Here is a 26,084-nt window from a genome sequence, read left to right on the forward strand (position 1 = left end):
TCAGGCCTCGTCATCCTGGTGGCTGAGCAGTGATTCTTCACCGTCTTTCGGTAAAAAATGACCAAGCTTACTGGCTTTGGTTTTCAGATAACCATCGTTGTGCGGATTACGACCGACTTGTAGTGGAACACGTTCTTCAATGGTAACGCCAGCATCTGCCAGAGCTTTCACCTTACGCGGATTATTGGTCATCAGGCGAATGGTTTTAATCCCCAGTTCTTCCAACATTGGCTGGCACATGGAGTAGTTACGCATGTCGGCGCCAAAACCCAGTTGTTCGTTCGCTTCGACAGTATCTGCTCCCTGATCCTGCAGGTTATATGCTCTGATTTTATTGAGCAGGCCGATACCACGACCTTCCTGACGCAGGTATAGCACCACACCACGACCAGCTTCGGATACCGCACGCAGCGCTTCTTCCAGCTGATAACCGCAGTCACAACGCATTGAGAATAATGCATCGCCGGTCAGACACTCAGAATGTGCACGAGCCAGAACCGGCTCACCGCTTGCGATATTACCCATAGTCAGCGCCACGTGTTCTTTGCCTGTTGCAGTCTCTTCAAAGCCATGCATGGTGAAAACACCAAAAGGTGTCGGCAGTTTGGATGAGGCGATGAATTTAATGGTCAAAGTACTAACCTCTGGGCTATCCAGCGTATAAAACAGGGCGCGTATTCTAACAGTGAAGCAGCCTTGTGACTAATTTAGCGATAGAATTGATTGTCTCATGGCTGACTGAATCGATAGAAGTGCGCTGATATGTTGCTGTTTATTTTATTCCTGACATTGCTGCTGATCCTGAGCTTACCGGGTATCTGGGTGCAATATGTATTGAAGAAACACAGTGGTGTGCGTGATGACTTTCCCGGTAGTGGCGGTGAAATGGCCACCCATTTGCTGACTAAGTTGGGGATCGACAACGTCAGTGTCGAGGAAACCGATCAGGGGGACCATTATGACCCGCAAAGTCGGGCTGTGCGACTGACCAAAGATAAGCTGGACGCCAAAAGTCTGACCGCGGTTGTTGTTGCTGCTCATGAAGTGGGCCACGCACTGCAGCACCATAAAAAAGAAACCCTGTTCCAAACCCGAACATGGCTGGCTCATATTGCTTATTGGGCACAAAAAACGGCGCCATTGGCGCTGGTGGTTGCGCCAGTCTTGGTCAGTGTTGCTCCGGGTGCATCCCGTTGGGCGTTATTGGCTGCGGTGGGTGCAATGCTGTTGGGTACCCTGATGCATTTTCTTACGTTACCAGTGGAATGGGATGCCAGCTTTAACAAGGCCCTGCCTTTGCTGGAAGAAGGGAAATACTTTAACCCGCAGGACATGCAATCTGCTCGTCAGATTCTGCGTGCGGCGGCCTTCACTTATGTCGCCGGATCGTTAGCCAGCCTATTGAATATCTGGCGCTGGTTACGTTATCTGCGGCGTTAGTTGCAGTGCACTGCAGGCCGGGCTGGGTATTCTCGGTTTTTCCCGGCTGGCTGATATCAGTCGCTGGCGAGACTCCAGAGTAACCGGCAGCGGTTCATATAAGCCGGAAGCATCTCATCGTCCATGGCAGGGCTGGTTGTCGCACTGTCGGCGCACAGTTCGTCGATCAGCACTTCCGACTGTTGGTTCAGCCGTGAGACGCGTTGTTGCAGTTTTAACGCTTGATTGCGCTCAACATACAGCTGCTTATCAACCCGGGCTAACGACTGCTGCAGTTGCTGTGATGCCAGTTGCTGCTGTTCAATCAGGCTCAGTTGTTGCTGCAGCTGATCTTGCTGCTGTTGGTTGATATTGCTCCAGCGCAGGCGTTCTTCATTTTGTTGCTGCAGGCTGCGAGTCAGAGTTTGCTGCAATGCCACTTGCTGTTGTTGAAGTTGTTGGCGCTGATCCTTAAGGTCGGTCATTTGCAGCTGCAGTTGTTGCAACTGTTGCGCCTGGCTCCAGAGTTGGCTACCGGATACTGACAGCAGTGCAATCAGCAGTATCAGTGTGGACGATAGTAGAATATTGGGCAGCTTCCTGACCGGCTGCTGTTTACTGACTGCTTTATGTTCAGTAACCGGAGCGGTCACGCCCTCGCCTAATAACAGGCTATGCGCTTTGCGCAACTGGCTTAATTGGAGCTCCAACTGCTCTTGTTCACTGCGCGTATCGGCACGGGTTAATTCCAACGCACAATTTCGGTATTGATGCAGATAAGCGGCGCGGATATCGTCGCGATGGCGGCTCAGTGTACCGAGCAGCTGCTGTGCCTGCTGTTCATCCATAACGGTGTGTGACTGGTGTTGCGGCTGTTCCATGGTCTGACTCTCTGTGCGCTGATGCCCATGCGGTATTGGCTGCATGATATTAGGCAGGCTGCGCCGTCATGCAATCAGGCAAATTGCCGAGATCAATCGGGTTATCCAACACGGTCGTACAATTGTCACATTCCCTGTTTACCATCGGGTGTGCTGCTACAGGGAGGTTGCGGCCAGAGTTACAGACATTCTATAACTCTGTTTAAGCTGCCCGGGGGTTGTCGCGCCCGGCGGCTTATGCCCTGTTTCATGCGGCTTCTCGCTCAGCCCCAGACTTCTGGCTGTCACAAATATGAAACCCAATTGTCATAATTCGGGGTGCTGTCATATTTTTGTAACATTACTGTCAAATAATGCCTGCCATCAAACTGATCCACTATCGAATGCCGCAAGGGCGGTGAAAGAAGGAAGTTACTATGAAAAAAGTACTGTTGACTGGCGCCGCTGTAATGGCAGCTGCACTGAGCACTACCGCTCAGGCTGAACGTGATTACATCAGCATTGTTGGTTCTTCAACTGTATACCCGTTCTCAACCGTTGTTGCTGAGCGTTTTGGTAAGTCGACTGACTTCCGTACGCCTAAGGTTGAATCAACCGGTTCTGGCGGTGGTCTGAAGCTGTTCTGCTCTGGTGTGGGTGATGCAACTCCGGATATCACTAACGCTTCTCGTGCTATTAAAGGTTCTGAGATCAAGCTGTGTGCAAAGAACGGCGTTACTGACATTGTTGAAGTAAAAGTTGGCTACGACGGTATCGTTCTGGCAAACACCAAAGCGGCTGATCGTATGGAACTGACCCGTAAGGACATCTTCCTGGCGCTTGCGAAAAACGTTCCAAACCCAGACGGTTCTGAAACTCTGGTTGAAAACCCATATAAGACCTGGAAAGACGTAAACCCAGCTCTGCCAAACCGCAAAATCGAAGTATTAGGTCCGCCACCAACGTCCGGTACCCGTGACGCATTTGTTGAACTGGCAATGGAAGGTGGCTGTAAGAAAGTTCCTTTCATCAAGGCGATCAAAAAGCAGGATAAGAAGAAGTTCAAAGCCATCTGTCACGGCATGCGTGAAGACGGTTCTTATGTTGAAGCCGGTGAAAACGACAACCTGATCGTTCAGAAGCTGGTTGCTAACCCGAAAGCGCTGGGCATCTTTGGCTTCAGCTTCCTGGAGCAAAACTCTGACAAAGTACAGGGTTCTAAAGTTGACGGTCAGCTGCCTACTTTCGACGCGATCTCTGAAGGTGACTACCCGGTTAGCCGTTCATTGTTCTTCTACGTTAAGAAGGCACACGTTGGCGTGATTCCTGGTATCGAAGAGTACCTGGCTGAGTTCACTTCTGAGCGTGCGATGGGTGAAGATGGCTACCTGGCAGACAAAGGCATGATCCCGATGATGGATGAAGAGCGCGCCGAAGTGGTTTCAAACGTGAAAAATCTGAAACCAATTGCTGCTAAATAATTAGACACCGCATACAATGCGGGCCTCTGATCGACGCAAAAGCCGGGGTTTTATACACCTCGGCTTTTGTACGTTAAATACACACCCAACTGAAAACGCCATGAGCTAACATCATGAACTACAGTAGCTTGCTAATTGCGATTCTGATTTTCTTCGGTGGGGCCTATTTATTAGGTCGCAACCGGGCACGAGCAATCGCAAACCAGGGCGGCAGCCTGCACTCTCTGCCAACCCACTATGGTGCCCTGATGGCACTCTGGACGGGTCTCCCGGCTCTAATCCTGCTGATTATGTGGAGTCTGTTACAGGGGCCGGTAATTGATGGTTTGTTGGTTGCCCAGCTGCCACAAAACATTCAGCAAGGAACGCCAACCGATATTCAACTGGCGCTGAGTAAAGTTCATAACCTGGCAACGGGCGCAGGTGTAACGGCCGATGCCACGCTGGAACCTGCGGTTCAGCATCTGCTGGCACTGGAAGAGCGTACCCGGTTACTGAACGCGGGTGCGGTCGTGATGTTGGCGCTGTTAGGCCTGGGGGTCAGCTGGCGCCGGATTAAGCCAGAAATGCGCGCCCGTACCGAAGTGGAAAGCATTGTCAGCATCCTGCTGCTGTCCAGTTCAGGTGTGGCGGTATTGACCACGGTGGGTATTCTGGCTTCGGTATTGTATGAAGCCTGGATGTTTTTCCAGAAAGTTAACGCGATTGAATTCCTGTTTGGCACTACCTGGTCGCCACAGGTGGCTCTGCGTGCCGATCAATCCGGCTCTTCTGGCAGCTTTGGTGCGGTACCACTGTTTGCCGGTACGCTATTAATCTCCCTGATCGCGATGATCATCGCGGTACCGGTTGGTCTGATGTCGGCTATTTATCTGTCGGAATACGCGACTGAAACCGTGCGTAAATACGCCAAACCTGCATTGGAAGTACTGGCCGGTATTCCAACCGTTGTGTATGGCTTCTTCGCTGCTTTAACCGTGGCACCTGTGATTCGTAACCTGGGTGAAAGCATGGGTCTGGCAGTTTCGTCTGAAAGTGCGCTGGCTGCTGGCCTGGTAATGGGTGTAATGATTATTCCGTTTGTATCGTCATTGTCGGATGACGTGATTAACGCGGTGCCACAATCGTTACGTGATGGCAGTTACGGTCTGGGTGCTACCCGCAGCGAAACTGTGCGCCAGGTGGTTATCCCGGCAGCTCTGCCGGGTATTGTTGGTGCCATTATGCTGGCCGTGTCTCGTGCCATTGGTGAAACCATGATTGTGGCCATGGCCGCTGGTCTGGCAGCTAATCTGACGGCAAACCCACTCGACAGTGTGACCACCGTAACCGTACAGATCGTAACTCTGCTGGTGGGCGATCAGGAGTTTGACTCTCCGAAAACCCTCGCCGCCTTCGCTCTGGGCTTAGTGCTGTTCCTGGTGACTCTGGCACTGAACTTCTTCGCCCTGAAAGTTGTACAGAAATATCGAGAGCAATATGACTAATCAAACTCACTCAAGTCTTTCGACACGCGAAAAAGTAGAAAAAAGCATGGCGAAGCGCCGTGCGGCAGAAACGCGTTTCCGTGTTTATGGTATGGCCTCGATTTTGTTTGGCCTGTTGTGTCTGGTGGTGTTATTTGGCGATATTCTGTCAAAAGGCACCTCAGCTTTCAGTCAGACGGTGGTTAAACAAACCATCATGCTGGATGCGGACTATCTGGGTCTGACGGCGCAGTCGACGGATAAAGAAATCCGCCGCGCTAACTTTGAAGGTCTGATTAAAAAGCACCTGAAAAAGTCTTATAAGCCAAAAGGTCGTAAAGCCCGCCGTGCGCTGTATGGCATGATCAGTGCCGGTGCCGCCTGGCAACTGATGGAAGCGGTGCAGGCCGATCGTGAATTACTCGATAGCGAGTTGACCATTGCGTTGCTGGCGGATGATGCCGTTGACCAGTGGTTTAAGCACGATCGTGACCGTGGTTACAATGACCAGTTTTCTGAATTCCAGCTCAGCGTATTAAACAGCTGGGTTGAAAGCGGTGATTTATATACCCGCTTCAACAAACTGTTTTTCACCAATGGCGATTCACGTGAGCCTGAGCTGGCCGGTATTCACGGTGCTATTAAGGGTACCTTGCTGACGTTGCTGGTGACCTTCTTGCTGTCCTTCCCGATTGGTGTGGCAGCGGCGATTTATCTGGAAGAGTTTGCCCCGCGTAATCGTTTAACCGAGCTGGTGGAAATCAACATTAACAACCTGGCGGCGGTACCTTCGATTACCTTTGGTCTGTTAGGTCTGGCGATCTTTATCAATATGTTTGGAGTGGCGCGTTCTACCCCTCTGGTGGGTGGTTTAGTATTAACTCTGATGACGTTGCCAACCATTATTATTTCTGGTCGTGCGGCGATTAAAGCGGTACCACCAAGTATCCGCGAAGCTGCGTTTGGCCTGGGTGCATCAAAAATGCAGGTGGTTTTCCATCACGTGTTACCACTGGCACTGCCGGGTATGTTAACCGGTGCCATTATTGGTATGGCTCAGGCACTGGGTGAAACCGCACCGCTACTGATGATTGGTATGATTGCTTTTGTTGTTGACGTACCGGGTTTTATTAACGATCCGTCTACCGTATTACCGGTACAGATTTTCCTTTGGTCAGACAGCCCAGAGCGTGCCTTTATGGAACGTACCTCCGGCGCCATTATCGTGCTGTTAGGCTTCCTGATTGTGATGAACACCGCAGCGGTTTGGTTACGCCGCCGTCTGGAGCGTCGCTGGTAAGCGACGCAGCAGTCCGAATGCGAGCAAAGAATTAACGAATATTGGATTTATTATTATGAGCATCATTGAAAACCACCAAACCAATGGAACGCCGTTTTCTGACAATGCCAAACTGCGCGCCCGCGACGTTCAGGTGTTTTATGGCGAGAAACAAGCCATTTATGACGTAAGCCTGGATATCGGTGCGAATGAAGTGATCGCCTTAATTGGCCCTTCCGGTTGTGGTAAGTCGACCTTCCTGCGTTGTTTAAACCGCATGAACGACACCATTGATATCTGTAATATCAACGGTCAAATTCTGCTCGACGGTGAAAATATCTACGACCCGAAAGTCGACGTAGTGCCTCTACGTGCCCGTGTTGGTATGGTATTCCAGAAGCCAAACCCATTCCCGAAATCTATCTATGACAACATTGCTTACGGCCCGCGTATCCACGGCCTGGCGAACTCCCGTGTTGATCTGGATGAGATTGTGGAAAAGAGCCTGCAGCGCGCTGGCTTATGGAATGAAGTAAAAGATCGTCTGCATGCCCCTGGCACCGGGTTGTCCGGTGGTCAGCAGCAGCGTCTGTGTATTGCCCGCACTATTGCGGTAGATCCTGAAGTTATTCTGATGGATGAACCATGTTCTGCACTGGATCCGATTGCAACTGCTAAAATTGAAGAGCTGATTGACGAATTGCGTGAAAACTACACCATCGCTATCGTAACTCACTCAATGCAGCAGGCAGCGCGTGTTTCTCAGCGTACGGCATACTTCCACATGGGCCAGCTGATCGAAGTGAATCCGACTGATCAGGTATTTACCACGCCGCAGCACTCATTAACAGAAGCCTATATCACAGGTCGTTTCGGATAAGGCCTGCACTTAAAAGGACATACCCATGGAAATGAATTTTAACCAACACATTTCAGGTCAGTTTAACGCTGATCTGGAAGCTATCCGTAACCACATGATGGGAATGGGTGGCCTGGTTGAACGTCAGGTTGCTAATGCAATAGATGCAATCTGCTCCGGTGATACCAGTCAGGCAGACGAGATTATCCGCCGGGAAGATGAGGTGGATAAGATGGAAGTGACCATCGACAACGAATGTACTCAGATTCTGGTACGTCGTCAGCCAGCGGCTTCTGATCTGCGTATGGTACTGGCTGTATCCCGCGTGGTACGTGACCTAGAGCGCATTGGTGACGAAGCCTGTAAGATCGCCATCCACGCTCTGGAAGTTGCAGACAAAGGTCGCTCTGAGATCTGCCAACAGGCAATGCGTTATATGGGCGCTGAAGTGACCAAGATGATTTCCGGCGCACTAGATGCCTTTGCCCGTCATGATGTTGATGGCGCGATTGCAGTGGTGCGTGCCGATAAGCTGGTCGACAATCAGTACGCCGCCGCATTGCGTGAACTGATGACCTACATGATGGAAGACCCACGTTCAATCTCTCAGGCAATTAACATTCTGTGGATTTTGCGTGCTATTGAACGTATCGGCGATCACGCCCGGAACATCTCTGAGCAGGTTATCTACCTGGTCAGTGGTGCCGATGTGCGTCACAGCTCTCTGACTGAAATTGAAGAGCAAGCTGCAAAAGACTGATATCCCATCCCCATTATTGAACGGTTGTCAGATGCTCGGTGGAGTGGCTGGCAACCGTTTTTTTTAGTTATTTTGTCTGTTTTCTCATCAAATCACGCCTGAACGGATTCTGACTGCTAGTCTGAAAGCACCATTGCTCCCATCAGTTATTCGCCAAAAGCACGAGTATTACAGTGTGAAATGTCGCTACTGGTAATGCAGGTGAAATATTAATGTCATCTTTCTGAAATATATCGACCCCATGTAACAAAGATGTAACATTAGTGAAATAAATTTGTCACCAATTCGGCAAGCACAGAAACTTAACGTCTGTGCTGCCAGATGCTTCGCTAACTTTGGATGTATAAAGATGAAAAAAACTGCTTTATTCCTGGCTCTGACTGTTCCTGCTCTGGCACAAGCCGAGAAAATCGAAATCGACATGCCGGACTTCTACGGCAAACTGAACCTGACCGTTCAAAACGCTAACGAAGATGGCAACAGCTTCAGCGAAGTGAAATCCAACGCCTCCCGCGTTGGTATCAAAGGCAAAGGTGAGCTGAACCACGGTCTGACCGCTATCTACAAAGTTGAATACGAAACAAATCCGGACGACGGTGACAAAGACGGTAAAACCTTCACTCAGCGCAATACTTACGCTGGTATTAAGAGTGACTTCGGTACCGTTCAGGTAGGTCTGTTCGACACGCCACTGAAGAAGCTGCAAAAGAAAGTGGATCTGTTCAACGATCTGGAAGGTGACATCAAAAACGTGATCACCAAGAGCGATAACCGTGAAGAGAACAGTGTTCAGTACACCTCTCCTAAGTTCGCTGGCCTGCAACTGAAAGTTGACCAGATCGCCTCTGAAGACAAAACCAGCGCTCGTAAAGACGCGACTTCTACCAGCCTGACTTACACCCAGGGTAATTACTATGTTGGTGTGGCGTATGACAGCAAAGTAGAAGCGAATACAACTGACGTATTACGTGCTGTTGCTCAGGCCAACGTTGCTGGTGCTCAGATTGGTGTTCTGTGGGAAGAGCAGGATAAAGACGGCGACAAGTCCGAAGGCTGGTTACTGTCTGCTGCCTACAAGCTCGGTGGTGTTAAGCTGAAAGCACAACACGGTGAGTCTGAAATCAATAACGCAGAAGGTGCTAACACGACTTCTGTTGGTGCAGACTACAAGTTGGGTAAAGGCGCTAAAGCATACGTTTACTACACTGAAAACGACTTCCGCGCTAAGAAAGACACCAACTACGCTGGCGTCGGTATCGAATACAAGTTCTGAGTTGCTGTCGTCTGACAACAGACACAGAACCGACTGCCGAACCTCAAAAGCCCGGAGCTGATATCAGCTCCGGGCTTTTTTGTTGGATGAACGGATCACGACTATCGACAATCAACCCCCGATTACGAATATCGCTCAGGTTAGGTCATTGGGCGCAGCCAGATAGTCTGGCCTTCTGGTATTCGATCGTATTTCAGAAACACGACAACCGTGAATGATCTGCCACACAAACTGGCGCAATATCCTAGTGCGTCTGCTACCACCTCAGAGTAGAGTAACTGTGACTGATCAATACAGCGCCCACAACAACCGAATAATATCCGAACGCGATGACACACTCTTTGTTTCAGCAGTATCCAAAATTGGCAAAAGCTATCCCTGTGATCGAGTTCGCCGACTTACCAACAGCCGTTGAGTTGTTCGCGGGAGCGGGCAGTGAGATTTCGGTGCCGGAAAATCTGTGGATCAAACGCGATGATCTGACGAATAGTCAATATGGCGGCAATAAAGTTCGTAAGCTGGAATTTATTATTGCCGATGCGCAGAAAAAGAATAAGCACAGCATTGTGACTATGGGAGCAACGGGTACCAATCATGGTGTTGCTACCGCGACTTTTTGTCAGGCTAATCAGTTGAACAGCAAGATCTATTTGTTCGCACAACCGGTAACCGAAACGGTACTTAAAAACCTCAAAGCCATGGTTCGCCACGGAGCCAGACTGCATTACCGTGGTTCTATTCTGAAAACGGCACTGGCTTATTACACCTCCCGTTTTTTGTCACCAGGCAGCTACCATTTACCAGCCGGTGGTTCGAATATTATGGGTTGCATTGGCTTTGTGAATGCCGCAATGGAGTTAAAACAACAAATTGATAACGGCGAATTACCGGAGCCAGACACCATTATTTGCCCGGTGGGCTCCAGTGGCACATTGGCCGGTTTAACGCTGGGCTTTCAACTACTGGGTTTAAAAATTGAGGTGGTGGGCATTCGTGTCGCACCATCTCATCTCGGGCCTGTTCCAATCTGTACTGCCGAAACTGCACAAAAGTTGATGCAACAAACCTATCGTTTTTTATGCAAAGCGGATAACCATATTCCGCCATTAACGTTAAATAACGTTAATCTGAGTGATGGTTATTATGGCGGTGGTTATGGGGTCGCCAGTGATGCCGGAGATGTCGCAAAAACGGCCTTTAAAGCTTCAGGCATTGAGCTGGAATCAACCTACACTGCCAAGGCTGCTGCAGCAGCGCTTGAATGGTGCCGGGCGAATCCACAGCAGAATATTCTCTATTGGCATACCTTTAACTCTGTCGAACAGGACAACTCAGCGGTTGATTGCCAACAGCAGCAGCTGCCGCAATCGTTAAAACAACAGATCAGTAGCTGATCTATCCTGCCTGCCCGGGTAAGCGAATCCGTTATATTCCCCTATCTGTGAGTGTGCAAAAATGTGGTTAACTTTCTCTGCTGGCAGGAAACCCGATGAAATTAGCACTCACAGAAGAACAACAGCTAATTCAGGACACTGCAAAACACTTTGCTGAAACTGAACTGGTTCCCAATGCGGCGCCGCTGGACGAACACCAGCCGGGTAGTCGCGACACTTTTTTATCCAATCTGAATAAACTGGCACAGCTGGGCTTTATGGGCCTGAATGTCGATGCGGAACATGGCGGCAGTGAAGTCGGTGTGGTGGCCTTCAGTTGCGCGATTACTGAGCTGGCACGTGGCTGTTCTGCTACGGCGGTGACCGTCTCTGTGACCAATATGGTGGCGGAAGTTATTCAGGCGGTGGGCAGCGATGAACAAAAAGCTTATTACCTGCCAAAAATCTGCGAAGGAATATATCCAGCAGCGGGTTTCTGTTTAACCGAAAACAGCGCCGGTTCTGATCCGGCGAATATGAAAACCCGAGCCACTCGTGACGGCGATGATTGGCTGATTAGCGGCAATAAACTCTACATCACCAGCGCTGAATACGCCGGTTGTTTTGTTGTCTGGGCGGTGACGGATACGGGTGCTAAGCGGGGTAAAGGCATCAGTTGCTTTCTGGTTGAGACCGATAACCCCGGTATCGAAATTGCCAGAGCGGAAGAGAAAATGGGCCAGCGTGGTTCGGCCACCAACGAGGTAATTTTCACCAATTGTCGTGTACCGGCCAGCGCGATGTTAGGCCAGGAGAATCAGGGTTACGCAATTGCTGTGGGTGAGCTAGCAGGCGGCCGTATTGGTGTGGGTTCATTAGCCCTGGGTATCGGGCTGGCGGCCATGGACTATGCCCGTCACTATTTAGGTGAGCGTGAACAGTTTGGTCAGAAGATTGGTAACTTCCAGGGCCTGCAATGGATGCTGGCAGATCGCTACACCGAACTGGAAGCTGCGCGACTGTTATTGATGCAGGCAGCCTATTTAAAAGAAAATAAACAGGATTTTGGCTCAGCGGCATCGATGGCAAAAGTCTTCGCCAGTGAAAAAGCCAATGACGCCTGTTACAGCGCATTACAAATGATGGGAGGGGCCGGTTATATTCGAGAATATCCGTTAGAGCGCCACGCCCGCGACGTGCGTATTACCAGTATTTATGAGGGCACCAGTGAGGTTCAGCGGTTGATTATCGCCCGGGATCTGCTGAAAAACGTGCTGTAAAAACAGACTTAATCAAAAATAAAAAGGTTCAATAATGGAAGCCAATCATAAAGTTGCGATTGTAACCGGCGGCTGTTCGGGTTTAGGTAACGCTACAGTTAACGTATTGCTGAAGGCAAACGTTAAAGTTGCCATATTCGATTTAAACGAACAGCAGGGGGCTGCTTTGGTTGAACAATTCGGCGCCGACAAGGTGATGTTCGCCAACGTTGACGTTAGTTGTGCGGAATCTGTTTCCAGTGCGATGGATGCTGTAATCGAAAAATTCGGTGCGCTGCACATCTGCGTTAACTGCGCTGGCATTGCACCAGCCCAACGTCTGTTAAGCCGTGAAGGTGAAGCGATGCCACTGGATAACTTCAAGAAAGTGGTTGATATAAACCTGGTCGGCAGCTTTAACGTTGCGCGTTTAGCGGCAGAAAAAATGGCGAAAAACGAGCCATCAGGAGAAGCACAGGAACGCGGCATTATTATTAATACGTCATCTGTTGCTGGTTTTGAAGGTCAGGTCGGTCAGTGTGGTTATTCCGCCAGTAAAGGCGGCATTCTGGGTATTAATCTGCCGATGGCACGCGATCTGGCGCCGTGGGGTATTCGGGTAAATGCGATTGCGCCGGGCATTATGGGGACGCCTATGTTGCTGGGTATGCCGGATAATATTCAGCAAGCGTTGGTTAAAGATATCCAGTTCCCGAAGCGTTTAGGCCAGCCGGAAGAGTTTGGTCGTCTGGTGCTGCATATGGTGGAAAACAGCTACCTGAATGGTGAGACCATACGTTTGGACGGTGCGATTCGTCTGCAGCCAAAATAATGATTTCAGGGCCTGTTTATGATCATCGATCTCTGCAGAAAATCAGCATAGTCAGTAACTCTTAACTGTGGATGATGACAGGGAAAGTACAGCACGATACTGGAAGACTCATTTTAAACGAATAAGTGAGCAAGCCTTGAATAAGGAATATCAGGTTAAGCCATGGTCACCATAACGCTGTGCAAAGATTGGACGAATTCGTCCGCGATCAAGGTCTGGTTTTCCGGGCAATGTGGCCACGAATCTGACACTTTCATGCTTCCCAATAGTGCCTGGTTTCTCTACCATCACGGCAGTTCAGAATAAAAACAAACAGGTGACATATGGGCGAGTTTTATATTGCCAACGAATACTGGTTCTCGGTATTTCAGTTAGTGACTGCCATGGTGGGCATGGGGGCAACCTTAACCTTAAAAGATTTCCGCGAGTTACTACTGGAGCCGAAAGCCGTTGCCAGCGGCACCGTGATTCAGATGGTGATGGTTCCTCTGATGGCGTTTGCAGTGATTTCTGCTTTTGGTTTAGCCGGTGGTATCGCGGTTGGTCTGGCATTAATTTCATCGGTACCGGGTGGTTCCACTTCGAATATCTTTACTCACTTTGCTGGGGGTAATATTGCTTTATCGGTGGCGATTACCGCAGTGACCACACTGGCCTGTTTGTTCTCCACTCCGATTGTGCTGGATTTGTTAATCAGTGGTTATATGCCGGGTGATTTTCTGATGCCAAAAGCACAAATCATGAAAGAGATTGCGCTGACCTTATTAATGCCTCTGGGTATCGGTATGTTGGTGTTGCAGTTCTTACCAAAAATTGCCGAGAATTTTTCCAAGTGGTGTATTCGTATTTCACTGGTTGGTTTACTTGGGATTGTTGTGGGTGCGGCCAGCTCCGGGCGCTTGGATCTAAAAGCGTTTGGTTTTGATAACGTGGCTCTGGTGGTTGGTTTTAGTCTGGCCATTACGTTAGCCAGTTGGCTGATTTCTTCAGGGATCTTGCGCCTTTCGAAACGTGATTCCATTGCAGTGGATATGGAAGTAGCCGTGCGTAATATCAACTTAGGCCTGATGCTGAAAGCCATTATTTTCCCAGCGGTATTGGGTCAGAAAGACCCGGTAGGCGATACTGTATTGTTGGCGTTGCTGTTATACGGCGGTGTGATGTTGTTCATGGCTGGTGCTCTGATTACTGTGCATCGGTTTACCGGGCACAAAATTGCATCAACGGCTGTGGTTGATTAGACGCTGCTTAGTAGCCCTGATGCCGTTTTATTGATTAAGTTATTGCCTGAAAGATAATCCTGCATCAGATTTTCAACACTGGCAGATTGGTTCTCTTCTGTATCGGTGTTAACAATCGTATCGAAGTTAAAGTCTTCGACAATTTCACGTTGAGACTGCTGCTTTTCGAGCATTGCGCTCAGCAACTCACCTTGTTCGCTTTCGGTATAGATAATATTACTCGACGCGATATCGAAACGGGTACGACGAAAATCAGAGCCATCTGCGTCAGGTTGTTCCGTATAGCTACCTGTTAATGTGAAACTCTGTTCTTGCTGAACGGATGTCTTGCCACGGTCTTGCTGTTGTTGTGTCTGCAGCGATAAGCTGAGATCAAAACGACGTTCTTTTAATGCATCATTATCTTTTGGGGGTTGATCATTACGGCTGGAGAAACGGAAATCAAAGTCTGGTAAAGGAAGCAACAGGCGGCTTTGACTCAACCCATTGCCGCTTAATGAATTATTCCGTTGTTCGAGTTGTTTTTGTTGTGCAAGGTTCAATTCTGATTGGCTGAACTCGAAGCCGACCGCCAATACATCTTTCATCATACTTTGCTGCATATCATCAGCCTTGGCCTTCTTAGCACTTTGATCCAACAAATCCAGATAACTTTCGATGGCTTGTTGTTTGCCTTGCTGTTGATAATTGAATGGGTTGACTTTATCCAGCGTAAACTCAGCATCATTACCATCAAAACTGAAACGAATCTCACGCTTTTCCTCGCTGTTACTGTACTCCAGTTTTAAATCGGCCTGGCCGCCACCGTCGCCAGTAATTGACAGCTTACTCAGGGTATCGAAGTCTGATAGATTAAGGTCTTTGAGTGACGGCTTGCCTTGATTGAAATAGCCGGAAGCAAATCTCTCCAGTTGCTCTGCAAATTGCTGCAGTTGTTTTTGTTCTTCGTCAGTCAGTTCTCCTTCAATATTAAAGCTGACTTCCGTACGGTTAAAACTGGCAAACTGACCGGGAATACTGGCACTCATCCCATCCGATTCAAACAGTACTGTATCTGGATTTTTACCAATACCGGAAAAGCTCTGTAGTTGAAACGAGATATTGGCACCGGAGCGAGTGGTGAGACTGAGGTCAAAACTCTGCGTACGACGCTCTTCTGATATCGAAAACTCACTGAAATCGACTGGCTGATTCGCGCGGGTTTTGTCGGTGTAATACTGATAGCGACGCATTTCCTGGTCATAGGTGGTCTCGCCACTGTTCAGCAATTCAGCAAAGCGCTCTCCGGCACCGTTAAATCGATTGTTCTCTTTAATACCGAAGCTGAAGCCATCCAGCTGTTGCTGAAAACCTGCACTGGTACGGGTCTGTTGTTCGGTGTTGCTGATGGTTGAAGTGCGGACGGCAACTGGCTGATTGAATATCGCTGGGGAGCTTACAGCGCTTGGCTGACCAAGCTGGACTCTTACACCTTCGGTTGTGACACCTTTTGCCGGGCTGAGTGACTGGCTGGCAGGGTTTACTTGGATATTGCCGGATTGCAGCTGCGTCAGGGCATCCGTACCCTGACGGGAGAGTACATTCGCAGCTGGAAGAAAAGGAGGCACTTTCATTGTAATCATCCATTAAACCCATATTTTCCGGTTATCGGCTGAGTTCAGGATATCTTTATCATTTTGTTAGTAGTGCTGGAGTTGCATTTTATAATGACAACTTCCCCGGCGTAATTTTGGCGATTGCTTTAAACTCTCGTGTCATATGGGCCTGATCACTGAAACCCAGCTCCACTGCAACGTCGGCTAATGGCATCTGGCTATTTGCCTGAATAAAACGGATGGCCTTACGGATGCGAATAATACGCTGGTAGTTCTTTGCCGTTATCCCCAAGCGGAGTTTAAACAAACGCTCAATCTGGCGCTGACTCATTCCGATTTTGTCGCTTAATTCGGTGAGCGCTTCGGCGTCATTCAAGGTGGATAATATCTGTTGAATAGAATCCGGAGCCCGGCTTTCTGTTATCAGAGCTTGCTCAGCCCATCGATACAATTGTTGTACCCGTTGCCGGTTGCGAATAGCTGCCGAATCGTTTCGGCTGCTATTGTCAGATACAGGCCCAGGATCGTGATTAATTTCCTGCTGCAAACGATCGAATAACTCATACAGTTGATACGCGTTGTCATCGTTGCGTGGTAGCAGGGATAATTCATCATAATGGCGACCAAGAATTTTATACCCCATCGCCGGGTGAAAACGGAAACCGGCCAGAATCGAACCTGGTTTCATTACCAGCAGGTCAGTCTGTTTATTAATCGGTAGCATGACCACACCCTGTTGTAAGGCTTCGCCATCCACCACAACATCACCCGCCAGAATCAACGCGATACCGCTACAGGCATCGGCGAGTAGTGTTTTTTCCACAACCTCACTGGCACAAACCGAAGCTGACCAGATTCCCTGAACGACATTGGCCAGTGGCCCTGCAGGGTGGGATAGCTGCAAATCAAAGGCAGAATTCACGGATCGTTATTTCCATGGTTGGCTACGTTAAGTCTTGTCGCTTTTATAACGCAGTAACTGATACTTTGTAAGCGCTTATCCCTGTATTGGTAACCGTTGCTTCTACGATGTGTAAGAACCGACAGCAGGTTTAAAGGTTTTTGCCACCCGGTTCCAGCTGTTGATTGCATTAATCGCCAGTGTTAAATCAACCATTGCCTGCTCCCCCAGTGCTGTGCTGACCTCGTTATAGCGCTGATCATCAATCGTCAGACCCGATGTCAGATGTTCTGCCCAAGCCAGTGCGACCCGCTCTGTTTCCGTATACATCGGCATGTCCCGCCAGGCGCTTAAACCAATAATACGCTCAGCACTTTCACCCTGCTGCTGTGCCTGAGTGGAATGCATATCGATACAAAAAGCGCATTGGTTGATCTGCGATACACGAAGTTTCACCAATTCCCAGGTAGTGCCGGGCACCGTTTCTGAAACACTGAATTGTTGGCGCAGATAGTTTTCCTGTTCCAGCAACAGTTCCATCGCTTTGGCGCTCAGAGCGAAGTAGTTAGCTCGGGTTGTCATAGTGTATATCCTCGTTTCTCTGTTATTCATCAGTATTTGGATACACAGTACGCGAGACTAAAAACCGGGTATTGAATATTTTCGACCTCCCGGTTTTTCTCTCTCTTTTTTTATTGCAGAACCATGATATTAATCGATGGTGATAATAATTTTACCGACTGCCCGGGCACTTTCGCTGTGTTTAATAGCATCGTTGGCCTGCGCTAATGGATATACGGAATCCAGCGTTACCTGAATTTTTCCCGCATCAATCAGTACGCGGATGGCGGTTAAGTCGTCGGCGTTAGGCTGCACCCACATACGGCTGAAATGAACGCCGGAGTTATCAATGGTCGGCTGATCAATTTCGTCCAGCGTTGATACTACAAAACCACCTGGTTTGGTTATCGCCAGTGCTCGTTCAACGACCTGGCCGCCTGTGGTGGTGATAAATACCACATCCGGTTCAGAAACCACGTCATCAAATTCCTGTTGCTGGTAATTAATGACTAGGTCGGCACCCAAACGTTTTACGTAGTCCATATTCTTTTCAGAGGTGGTAGCGATCACCCGAGCACCCATGGCTTTAGCAATCTGAATGGCAAATCCACCAACACCACCAGAGCCTCCGAGAATCAGCACCGTTTGGCCGGGTTTCAGCTGGGCATCATTTTTTAATCCCTGGTAGGCCGTTGTTGCGGCCAGCGGTACGGCGGCACTTTCATTCAGCGATAATGTTTTTGGTTTTGCGACAACCAGATTGGCATCGACCGCCAGGTATTGCGCCTGTGTGCCTTGTTGGTCAATTGGCGCAAATACAAATACCGGATCACCGTTATTAAATTGTTGTACCTGGCTGCCACAACGGACGATCTCTCCGGCAGCGTCCCAGCCTAATACCAATGGCAGCTGGTGGGCTCCTGAATCTGCCATCATGCCGTTACGTACGTGAAAATCCACTGGGTTTACCCCGGCCGCCGCTACCTTAATCAGTACCTGATCCGGTTTTATCTGAGGTATAGCTAAGTGGCCAATAGTCAGCTCGGTGTCGCTGCTGTAACTGTTAATAAATGCGGCCTTCATTTCAGTGTTATCAGTCATCGTGGTTGTCATGAGTTTCCATCCTTAAAGTAGGTCTTGGTTAAGTGATGGGTTTAGTGTTGATGATAATGATAGATATATCTAATTGATGTTTGATATAAAAAGCATTGATAAATATGATGTGTTGAAAGTACTGATACCGTTTTCTGATATGCCGAGAATCGACCTCAACCTGATTGTTATCTTTGATGCCATCATGAAAGAGCAATCCATCACCGCTGCTGCTGAGCAACTGGCGATGACCCAACCTTCCGTTTCCAACGCTTTGTCGCGTATGCGTCATCAGTGGCGTGATCCGCTTTTTGTAAAAGATGGCAGGGGAGTAAAGCCAACCCCCTACGCTGAGCAATTATGGCAACAGATCAATAATCCGATTGCAGAGATTCAGCAGGCAATGACGCCAGTGGAATTTGTACCACAACAGGCGCGCCGTCAGTTTCGAATTGCTTTAACTGATGGCATGTCAGGCATCTTATGGTTGCCGCTGCGACAATATATTGAGCAGCATGCGCCCGGAATCGATATTTATGCTGTGCCTTATAAGGCCGACGGAGAGGAGTTGCTACTAGCTGCCAATGTTGATCTGGTGATGGATTATTATCCGGGGCGTAATAAACAGATTCACAGCGAATTAGTTTTTGATAATCACTTTGCTTGTATTATGCGGCCGGACCATGAAATGGCGAGCCAGAATCTGACATTAAACCGTTTTATTCAGCAGGACCATTTATTGGTGTCTCTATCTGGTGACCCCCAGGGCATGATGGATAGTCTGTTGGCTAAGCAAAATAAACAACGCCGCATTGCTATGACGGTCAACAGTTTTTCCGGGGCACTGGAAATTTTACGGGAGAGTAATCTGATTGCTGTGATGCCGTATTCGATTGCCTGTCAATCCATTGAGCGCGGCGAGTTGGTTGCGAAAAGACTACCGTTGTCCATGGTGCCCGCACCTATTTCTATTGCTTGGCATACTCGTCATCAGAGAGATCCAGGATTAGCATGGCTACGGGAAGTATTACGCGAACTGTTGAGCAATTTGGATAAAGGTTATCAGCAAGCGTTGCAGCATTTATAGCCGATTTTACGAGTTTTTACCGGTATTAAATGCCCTCCCGTTAACACGAGAGGGCAACGAATTAATCGGCTAAGCAATCCATCAAACGAGCTTCATCCAGCATTTTGTAACGATCATATTCTTTCAGGAAAGGAATATGGGGTAAGTCATTCACCAGAATTCCAACACCTTGCTGATGAAACGGATTAGCTTCCACATCATAAGACAGTGGATTACCTAACTTAATCGCAACGGCTTGTAACTTCATCAAATCCTGGCCAAGGCGATAGGTTTCTTCTGCGCTTTCACAGCGATAATACAAGCTGTGTAACGCACCAAAGCCTAATGATTCCACTAGGTGTTTGGTCATTGGCAAATACACATTGTGGTAACGCTCAAACTCATCGATATCCAGCAGTGCGGTATTGACGGCTTCTGTAATGGCAAATGCATCGCTGCTGTTTGTTGCATTTAATTCCGACAGAGTCTGTTGAGCCAGTGCTTGCAGTTCGTCTGAAAATACGTCTGCCGGAGCCATTGGGTAATCAAATCCCAGGTTATCCTCCATCGGCACGAAATCGTTAGCGATGATCATAACGCCTTTCTTAATGTGTGGAACTGCGCGGGCGTCAAAGGTCGCGGCCACCGGTAGCAGTAGCGTTTCAGTCGTAATGAGCTTACTGAACAAAGCATCAGTAGCACCATCAGTTTGTTCAGCGTATTGGTGTTTGCGCTCTTTATACAGTTCAATGGCATCTTTTAAGTGCTGTTCGAAGCCATCAATACAGCCAGTGAGTAATAAAGTGGCACATAACAGTAATGATTTGCAGTATTGTAACATCGTATTCATAAGTCCCTGGTTAGTGTCTGTAGAAGACGTTATTTTATAGAAGTGATGAACGCGTGATTATAAATGTATTAAAGTGAGGAAGCAGCGGCCATAACTGAACAATTCGAGACAAGTTGCTCTCTTTTTCTCGAGGGCGCATCAGCTGATGGTGATTTTTTAATCCCAGGGGAAGAGACAACAGGGCAGTTATTTAGAGACCTGGTTGCAGCAGGGACAGGTTCTAAAGTGAGATGGAGTTTTGATGCCAGGTCTAAAGAACTTGGAGAAGGAAAAATTATAGAATTTATAAAAGATAGCTTGGTTGAAAAATCAGGAGATTATAAGGTTGGTTCGTTTCATAGATATAAATTGATTATAAATTATAATTTTACATAACTCAGATACCAGACAGAGTTCGATATTTTTGTTATTGGCAAAAAAAATAATGTGATTATCATTCGACTTTCAAGGATTATTTAATAATAAATAGGAAGTAATAAAAATGTCAAATAATATATTATCAAAATTAGTTGTAGGCTCATTATTTTTAGCAGTCAACTCGTACTCTCTGCCGATAGGAGTTGTAAATGGTGACAATGTAAGTATAAAAACAAAAGGTCTTATAAATACTACAACCTACGTTGACGGGAAGGCACATATAGATCTATCAGCAAGATATATATACGACAAAGGAACAAAAACTGTATACACGAAAAAGTCTAAAGCCATTGATTGGAATTTTACTCCGACTACCAATGGTTTTTATCAGATAAGAAGTAAAAGCCGACCTGGTGGCTGTATATATGATCCGAAGCGTACTACTATCGCAAGATTTGATAAGACTTGTAATTACAATTGGCCTCGAAATGAATGGCGGTTAGAGAAAATGTACAATGCTTACAGAATCAGAAATAAGACCACAGGTTATTGTATGGAAGCAGATTCTGGTGGAACACTTCTGAGAGTAAAATCATGTTCTAATAATAACGATCTGCAATTATTTTATATTGATTAGAAAGATTTGGGAAACCTAGATATTAATAATATATGAATAGTAAATGCTTCTTTTTTTTAATATCTGGGTTTTTTGCTGGATATATTTTTTGTGATTTTTCTAATGATAAAGAATTAGTCCATTCTTCGGGGGTGAAAATTACTGACGGTACTTTAAAAGATGATTCTAAGTCTACAGTATTTGACAAAGTAATGGCTCAAGAAGATATGATTGGTGTTGAAGACCCATGCTCAAACTTGTCAATTTCAAATGAACATAAAGAGGATTTTTGTAAATTAATTTATCCTGAGGATTCGGATTATTCCTGGGAAGCGGTTGATGATATTGTTAGTTACGAAAATCATGTTTTAGAGCTACTGACAAGTCTTGCAAGGGAAGTAGATTTTCAGAAAAAACAAGAATTTTTGGAGATATTTGACCTAATTAGTCCAGAAATACAAAGTGAATCCATAAGATATCTTTTTGAATTCGATTCAATTGATAACAAAATATTAGGAATTGATATTTTAACGAGGGTAGGCAGGGCTGGCGAAGAATTAATTGATCTTCCGTTTAGTATTTTAAATTCGAGTAATGTAGATGATCGATTAATCGTAAAATCAATAAAATCACTTGATCTTTCGATAGCTGAAAATAGAAATTATATTGAACTAATGGAGGATTACTCTAATAGTGATAATGTCGAAATTAGATCTGAGAGTCTAATTGCAATTGGAGCTAAAGCTACAAATAGAGATCACTTGCAATCAATTTTATCGCTAACTGACGACGATGCTTCTATAGCCATCTTAGCACTTGCTAATAGTACCGTTTTGAGCGAGGACATAAAGCATAAACTCTTGAAATACTCATTTGATGAAACCTTACCATTTGGGGAGAGATATATTGCAATAAAATCTCTAGATAGATTTCTTTTGACAGAAAACGAAAAAGAACGAATTGATGAAATATTGCAGAGAATTACTACCTATCACTAGTATTTTTATATCCAATATAATTTTAATTGGATGAGCTTCGATCCAGTTCTATTATGAAAATTTAGAGGTTGATTTTTGAAAGTTAGAAAGCTTTTGTTAATGAAAATAATATAAGAACTTACATATAAAATCCGATTTCGATTAGAATAAAGGCCTTTTCTTCGCTTTACTCTAATAGGTTTAAGTACTTTCGATGGGAATGATCTAGCGAATGTCTTCGATACAACGACTCAACCCTGCTGGACATAACAATTGAGTGTTACGCAGGCTGTGTCGCTGCCTGCAAAAGTATAGAAGTGATCTTCAATGTCCTTCATTTCTCAAGGTTGTTCTACGTTTCCTGAGACACAGAATACGACCAATCAAATTAACCGGCGTGATTAACACGGTTGTATCAGTACTATCCGGGTTTACTGAGCCTTACGTGGCAGCTCATCCGACTGATACATGGAGATCTGATGGTTGTCCGGGTCGGCAATCTCAGCAGACCATCCACCCGGTGCGTGGCTCACCGGAGTAACAATGGTGACGCCTTTTTCCGCCAGCGCGTTTACCGTGTCATCTATGCCGCCATCTGGAAGGTCAAAAACGATGATAGGGGAGTTACCAGGTCGTGATTCCTGCTGGAAAAACAGCAGCTCAATGTCATTCCCGGTTTTCGCTAAGAGCCAGTCGTTACCGCTGCCGTCATCTTCCATTCTCTGCACATCCATTCCAAGTGCATCGCGGTAGAAAGCCTCGGTCTTATCCACATCGTTGACGTAGTAGCAGATAGCACCGATTTTACTGTTATTAAACATTCCTTAGTTCCTCTTTGTTGGTTGGTACTCCCTTACGTTGCCGCGAGAGGTTGTTTTGTGAGCTTACAACAAAAAGATGTCCGTCTGGGTCGTGGCTGGCCAATATTGCGCTGGCTGTTCTCATATCGCTGAAACGGGCCATTTGGAGCAATGCTTGCCTTATTTGCCCGAAAGCCAGCTCGCCTTTTAAGTTCGAAAGCCCGGCGACGTGTTTGCCATCGAACTGGCGCCAGCGGCGCTTAATCTGGGCAATGCGTTGTCGTAAGGCCGTGTCTGATATGCGTAATAGCCAGGCAATTTCTGCCTTGGTATGCCCGGCTAAGGCCAGCAGGGCGGCGCTACGAAGGCTGGGTGGCAGAGTCTGAATAAACTCAGAGCTTGGTTCTTCCCGGTCGGCTTGTGGCTGCTCTGCCGATTCCTCGGTGAGAGTGAGTGTGGAAGACGCTTCGCGCTGTTGTCGCCTTACGGCTGTGCGTGCATCGAATGCTGCACGCTTTCTTAAAGCACCGAAAAGCCAGCGGCGATTGTTATTGCAGGACAGGTCGGTACGACCGGCCTCAACCGCTGCGAGCAAAATGGCCTGCAGCAGGTCTTCTGCCTCATCAATATGGCGGGCGACTTTGCGGGCATAGAAGAGCAGCTCGGTATATGACGGGTTTTGATTCTGTCTCATAAAAGGCTTTCTGCATCTGCAACTTGGTGATGAGCGATGGATTGCTATGATTCTTGCGAATACTCACTGTGCCACTTAACGCCTCAAACACCGGCGCAGCTTTGGTGCGTCCAGTGGAGGCCGTTTTTTGGCCGGAACGATGCTTGAGTAACTTGTTATAACTTAGCTCTCTATGGGTGTGCATAATTCCAGTAAAATCCCAGAAGGGCAGCGCACATAGGACACTGTTTGCCCCCAAGGCTTTGTTTCAGGCGACTTCAATTCAATGGCGCCACAATCCAATGCTTTTTTATGCGCAGCATCAACTTCATTCGTGACAAGGGCTATTTCAGTACCTAATGGTTTATCAGAATCACTAGAACTTATATAGCCTCCTGAAAAATTCGACTTCCCCAGCTCGTGTGAGGCAAAGGCTAAAACGGTTTTGCCTGTTTCTAATTCTCCATAATCTTTTTCTTCAGTGATAAAACGACGCTTCATTTCAAACGCTTTTTCAAAGAATAATAGAGCCGCATCAACATCGAGTACGTAATTTATAGTGTATCCAAATTTTACCATTTGACTATTTCCTTTTGTTGTTCACTGCTTGATTTATAAAATATTCGCTATGTTTTTGAACAATGTCGTTGCCTGTATATATTTTTAAGTGCCGCCGTTTCTTACCACTACCCTCCAAAATAGAATCACTATCGGTAAAGTCGCAGCCGTTACTAAACTCGATGGAAATATGCTCCTTATATATGTAAATACCTCCGATTAATGAACTCGATAAATTGAAAACCAACCCACCATACTTTATGTCTTCGACTAATTGTTCATTAGCACCTAAGAATATATCTCTGATTGACATGACCATGTCAAATTGATTTGGCGATATGGTATGTATATCAGAAAGGAAGTCATTTACTTTATTGTTCGTTGAAATATTCATTTTACTCAAAATCCGATTACAGGAGAGTTATAACGCCCGATTAACGGCTAAAATTAGCGACGAAGGAGCGCAAGCCCAGCTCCTCTTCGTCCTTCACATAATTGCTTTGTCATGTGAAATCTCGATTGAAACGCCGGCTTTTTGTACGCATATTTTTCATAGGTGATGATGTATTAAACTGAATCATGCGCCCAAGAGTCCATTGTTCATACCACTCCACACCATACAACTCATGATCACTTAAACTTGAAATTAGAAAAAGTATCTCACTCTAACTCATTCTTATTTCTTGGTACAGTAGACAATTATGGCCTCCATTCACATAACGCTTGCCGTAAACGGCACAAATAGCAGGCTAAAATTAGCGACGAAGGAGCACAAGCCTGCTGTTTTGCGTCCTCTGTGCTTAAAGCGTTTGTTAGGTATACGGTGCCACTTTATATTCTTTGTTATTAATTTTGTGGTATTGGTTAATTTCATTTACTGCTTTATCTACAGAATCAAAAGCTGCGTTCTCAGCGAAGTATAAGATGTAATTTCCCGTATCATCCTCGTTCGAAGAAAATGCGTATTCCAAATCGAAGTACTCGCATAATACATACTCAATATAATCTTTATGCTCATAATCAATCAATTCAATGTAGGCTCCCCATTCTGGGTGCTGTTTAACATTGATTGGTGACAATAAGTATCGAAATTCTTCGAGCATGATTGTATACCTAACGCCGCCAGCAGCGGCCGAGTGAAACGAGGTCCAGCGACCGCAGGGAGTGATCTTTCCCCGATAAAACGGACACATTCATCTTCATGCTGCTATTCGCTCATATTCTATCGGTGAACAATAACCGATTCCCGAATGCAGCCGTTTCCGGTTGTAGTAATCATTAATATATCTTGCCAAAGCATACTTCAATTCTTCGGTTGAATGAAATGTTGTTTGGCGAATCAGCTCAGCCTTCATCGAATGAAAGAATGATTCCATATGTGCATTATCAGTACACTTACCCGGCCTACTTCTGGCCGGCGTTTTCTTACCGCGTTCTGTAATGTTCTTCGCGTAACTTGTGTGGTTCTCTTATCATCCAGACTCCAACCGATGATCCGTCGCGAATAAAGATCCATGATGACCGACAGATAGTGCCACTGTTTTTTTACCTTCAGATAGGTCACATCAGCCACCCAGACCTTATTCTTGCTGTTGGGAACAGCGCCATCTGATCGAAGGTTCTCTCCGGCAGCCAGGAAGCGCCTTAGACCTGGAGCCCGGTGTGTTACCTTGGTTACCCGAGCAATCAGCCCGATCTTCTGCATAAGCCGGGCGACACGCTTCCTACTGACCTGAAAACCCTGCTTTTGCAGGGCCTTCCAGATTCGAGGACTTCCGTAGCGACCTTCGTTTTCATCTGAAATACGCTTGATATGAGATATCAAATCGATATCAGATTGATCTCGTTCTGAAGGCTCACGATTCAGCCAGCCGTAAAAGCCACTTCGCGAAACACCCAGCCACTCACACGTGCGCTTGATACCTAGCTCTCGCCC

The 26,084-nt window shown here is 46.9% G+C and carries 26 protein-coding genes and 2 pseudogenes; 14 read left to right on the plus strand and 14 right to left on the minus strand.

Features of this window, described 5'->3' with window-relative positions:
- Nucleotides 1-633 carry a GTP cyclohydrolase II gene (gene ribA, locus MK185_17180; GenBank protein ID MCH2042368.1) on the minus strand — a complete coding sequence of 211 codons (633 nt, stop codon included), beginning with the start codon at nucleotides 631-633 and terminating at the stop codon, nucleotides 1-3.
- Nucleotides 634-762: 129 nt separating this feature from the next.
- Here ribA and MK185_17185 point away from each other — a divergent pair, with 129 nt between their 5' ends.
- The gene (locus tag MK185_17185) at nucleotides 763-1,440 is read left to right on the plus strand and encodes a zinc metallopeptidase (GenBank protein MCH2042369.1); all 678 of its coding nucleotides are present in this window, start codon (nucleotides 763-765) and stop codon (nucleotides 1,438-1,440) included.
- 56 nt (nucleotides 1,441-1,496) lie between these two features.
- Here the strand turns inward: MK185_17185 and MK185_17190 are convergent, their stop codons facing one another.
- Nucleotides 1,497-2,300, minus strand: a complete 804-nt coding sequence (locus MK185_17190; protein ID MCH2042370.1) for a hypothetical protein — start codon at nucleotides 2,298-2,300, stop codon at nucleotides 1,497-1,499.
- Between the two features lie 416 nt (nucleotides 2,301-2,716).
- Here MK185_17190 and MK185_17195 point away from each other — a divergent pair, with 416 nt between their 5' ends.
- The 10 genes from MK185_17195 to MK185_17240 all read left to right on the plus strand — a co-directional run bounded on the left by MK185_17195 (nucleotide 2,717) and on the right by MK185_17240 (nucleotide 14,102).
- The gene (locus MK185_17195; protein MCH2042371.1) at nucleotides 2,717-3,760 is read left to right on the plus strand and encodes a PstS family phosphate ABC transporter substrate-binding protein; all 1,044 of its coding nucleotides are present in this window, start codon (nucleotides 2,717-2,719) and stop codon (nucleotides 3,758-3,760) included.
- A gap of 113 nt (nucleotides 3,761-3,873) precedes the next feature.
- Nucleotides 3,874-5,247 carry a phosphate ABC transporter permease subunit PstC gene (pstC, locus tag MK185_17200; protein ID MCH2042372.1) on the plus strand — a complete coding sequence of 458 codons (1,374 nt, stop codon included), beginning with the start codon at nucleotides 3,874-3,876 and terminating at the stop codon, nucleotides 5,245-5,247.
- Nucleotides 5,240-6,526, plus strand: a complete 1,287-nt coding sequence (gene pstA, locus MK185_17205) for a phosphate ABC transporter permease PstA (protein ID MCH2042373.1) — start codon at nucleotides 5,240-5,242, stop codon at nucleotides 6,524-6,526. Before pstC ends, pstA begins: the two co-directional genes overlap by 8 nt.
- A 55-nt stretch (nucleotides 6,527-6,581) precedes the next feature.
- Nucleotides 6,582-7,385, plus strand: a complete 804-nt coding sequence (gene pstB, locus MK185_17210) for a phosphate ABC transporter ATP-binding protein PstB (GenBank protein MCH2042374.1) — start codon at nucleotides 6,582-6,584, stop codon at nucleotides 7,383-7,385.
- 25 nt (nucleotides 7,386-7,410) lie between these two features.
- Entirely contained in the window at nucleotides 7,411-8,124 is a 714-nt protein-coding gene (gene phoU, locus MK185_17215) for a phosphate signaling complex protein PhoU (protein MCH2042375.1), read from the plus strand.
- Nucleotides 8,125-8,473: 349 nt separating this feature from the next.
- Nucleotides 8,474-9,397 (plus strand): porin, encoded by a 924-nt coding sequence (locus MK185_17220; protein ID MCH2042376.1) that lies wholly within the window; start codon nucleotides 8,474-8,476, stop codon nucleotides 9,395-9,397.
- Nucleotides 9,398-9,759: 362 nt separating this feature from the next.
- On the plus strand, nucleotides 9,760-10,791 hold the full coding sequence (locus MK185_17225; protein MCH2042377.1) for a pyridoxal-phosphate dependent enzyme: 1,032 nt from the start codon (nucleotides 9,760-9,762) through the stop codon (nucleotides 10,789-10,791).
- 95 nt (nucleotides 10,792-10,886) lie between these two features.
- Nucleotides 10,887-12,050, plus strand: a complete 1,164-nt coding sequence (locus tag MK185_17230) for an acyl-CoA dehydrogenase family protein (GenBank protein ID MCH2042378.1) — start codon at nucleotides 10,887-10,889, stop codon at nucleotides 12,048-12,050.
- A gap of 34 nt (nucleotides 12,051-12,084) precedes the next feature.
- Nucleotides 12,085-12,861 carry an SDR family NAD(P)-dependent oxidoreductase gene (locus MK185_17235; protein ID MCH2042379.1) on the plus strand — a complete coding sequence of 259 codons (777 nt, stop codon included), beginning with the start codon at nucleotides 12,085-12,087 and terminating at the stop codon, nucleotides 12,859-12,861.
- Between the two features lie 323 nt (nucleotides 12,862-13,184).
- Nucleotides 13,185-14,102 carry a bile acid:sodium symporter family protein gene (locus MK185_17240; protein ID MCH2042380.1) on the plus strand — a complete coding sequence of 306 codons (918 nt, stop codon included), beginning with the start codon at nucleotides 13,185-13,187 and terminating at the stop codon, nucleotides 14,100-14,102.
- On the opposite strand, the gene MK185_17245 is transcribed toward MK185_17240, so the two are convergent.
- The 4 genes from MK185_17245 to MK185_17260 all read right to left on the minus strand — a co-directional run bounded on the left by MK185_17245 (nucleotide 14,099) and on the right by MK185_17260 (nucleotide 18,260).
- Nucleotides 14,099-15,715 carry a hypothetical protein gene (locus MK185_17245; GenBank protein ID MCH2042381.1) on the minus strand — a complete coding sequence of 539 codons (1,617 nt, stop codon included), beginning with the start codon at nucleotides 15,713-15,715 and terminating at the stop codon, nucleotides 14,099-14,101. The two genes, MK185_17240 and MK185_17245, sit on opposite strands and share 4 nt — an antisense overlap.
- Nucleotides 15,716-15,803: 88 nt before the next feature.
- Nucleotides 15,804-16,619, minus strand: coding sequence for a helix-turn-helix domain-containing protein (locus tag MK185_17250; protein MCH2042382.1), 816 nt, complete (start codon nucleotides 16,617-16,619; stop codon nucleotides 15,804-15,806).
- A 102-nt stretch (nucleotides 16,620-16,721) separates the two neighbouring features.
- Complete coding sequence (locus tag MK185_17255) at nucleotides 16,722-17,180, minus strand: carboxymuconolactone decarboxylase family protein (protein ID MCH2042383.1); 459 nt, start codon at nucleotides 17,178-17,180, stop codon at nucleotides 16,722-16,724.
- Between the two features lie 129 nt (nucleotides 17,181-17,309).
- A complete protein-coding gene (locus MK185_17260) occupies nucleotides 17,310-18,260 on the minus strand; it encodes an NADP-dependent oxidoreductase (GenBank protein ID MCH2042384.1) in 951 nt (316 codons plus the stop codon).
- 88 nt (nucleotides 18,261-18,348) lie between these two features.
- Between MK185_17260 and MK185_17265 the strand changes: the two genes are divergently transcribed.
- Nucleotides 18,349-19,338: a LysR family transcriptional regulator gene (locus tag MK185_17265; protein MCH2042385.1), complete on the plus strand. Its 990-nt coding sequence runs from the start codon at nucleotides 18,349-18,351 to the stop codon at nucleotides 19,336-19,338.
- 61 nt (nucleotides 19,339-19,399) lie between these two features.
- On the opposite strand, the gene MK185_17270 is transcribed toward MK185_17265, so the two are convergent.
- A complete protein-coding gene (locus tag MK185_17270; GenBank protein ID MCH2042386.1) occupies nucleotides 19,400-20,167 on the minus strand; it encodes a hypothetical protein in 768 nt (255 codons plus the stop codon).
- A 481-nt stretch (nucleotides 20,168-20,648) separates the two neighbouring features.
- Here MK185_17270 and MK185_17275 point away from each other — a divergent pair, with 481 nt between their 5' ends.
- On the plus strand, nucleotides 20,649-21,161 hold the full coding sequence (locus MK185_17275) for an RICIN domain-containing protein (protein MCH2042387.1): 513 nt from the start codon (nucleotides 20,649-20,651) through the stop codon (nucleotides 21,159-21,161).
- A 32-nt stretch (nucleotides 21,162-21,193) separates the two neighbouring features.
- Nucleotides 21,194-22,138, plus strand: coding sequence for a hypothetical protein (locus tag MK185_17280; GenBank protein ID MCH2042388.1), 945 nt, complete (start codon nucleotides 21,194-21,196; stop codon nucleotides 22,136-22,138).
- A gap of 410 nt (nucleotides 22,139-22,548) precedes the next feature.
- Here MK185_17280 and MK185_17285 read toward each other — a convergent pair whose 3' ends face one another.
- From MK185_17285 to MK185_17315, 7 genes and pseudogenes are all read right to left on the minus strand, one after another.
- Nucleotides 22,549-22,938: a VOC family protein gene (locus MK185_17285; GenBank protein MCH2042389.1), complete on the minus strand. Its 390-nt coding sequence runs from the start codon at nucleotides 22,936-22,938 to the stop codon at nucleotides 22,549-22,551.
- Nucleotides 22,931-23,611 carry a transcriptional regulator gene (locus MK185_17290; protein MCH2042390.1) on the minus strand — a complete coding sequence of 227 codons (681 nt, stop codon included), beginning with the start codon at nucleotides 23,609-23,611 and terminating at the stop codon, nucleotides 22,931-22,933. The genes MK185_17285 and MK185_17290 overlap by 8 nt, the downstream gene beginning before the upstream one ends.
- Before the next feature lie 162 nt (nucleotides 23,612-23,773).
- Complete coding sequence (locus tag MK185_17295; GenBank protein ID MCH2042391.1) at nucleotides 23,774-24,169, minus strand: VOC family protein; 396 nt, start codon at nucleotides 24,167-24,169, stop codon at nucleotides 23,774-23,776.
- 4 nt (nucleotides 24,170-24,173) lie between these two features.
- Complete coding sequence (locus tag MK185_17300; GenBank protein MCH2042392.1) at nucleotides 24,174-24,542, minus strand: DUF1801 domain-containing protein; 369 nt, start codon at nucleotides 24,540-24,542, stop codon at nucleotides 24,174-24,176.
- A 109-nt stretch (nucleotides 24,543-24,651) separates the two neighbouring features.
- Nucleotides 24,652-24,813 (minus strand): annotated as a pseudogene (locus MK185_17305) (ClbS/DfsB family four-helix bundle protein).
- Nucleotides 24,814-24,960: 147 nt separating this feature from the next.
- Nucleotides 24,961-25,251 carry a hypothetical protein gene (locus tag MK185_17310; GenBank protein ID MCH2042393.1) on the minus strand — a complete coding sequence of 97 codons (291 nt, stop codon included), beginning with the start codon at nucleotides 25,249-25,251 and terminating at the stop codon, nucleotides 24,961-24,963.
- A 96-nt stretch (nucleotides 25,252-25,347) separates the two neighbouring features.
- Nucleotides 25,348-26,084 (minus strand): annotated as a pseudogene (locus MK185_17315) (IS3 family transposase).

It is taken from the genome of Saccharospirillaceae bacterium, assembly GCA_022448365.1.
In the GTDB taxonomy this organism is placed as follows: domain Bacteria; phylum Pseudomonadota; class Gammaproteobacteria; order Pseudomonadales; family Oceanobacteraceae; genus Bacterioplanoides.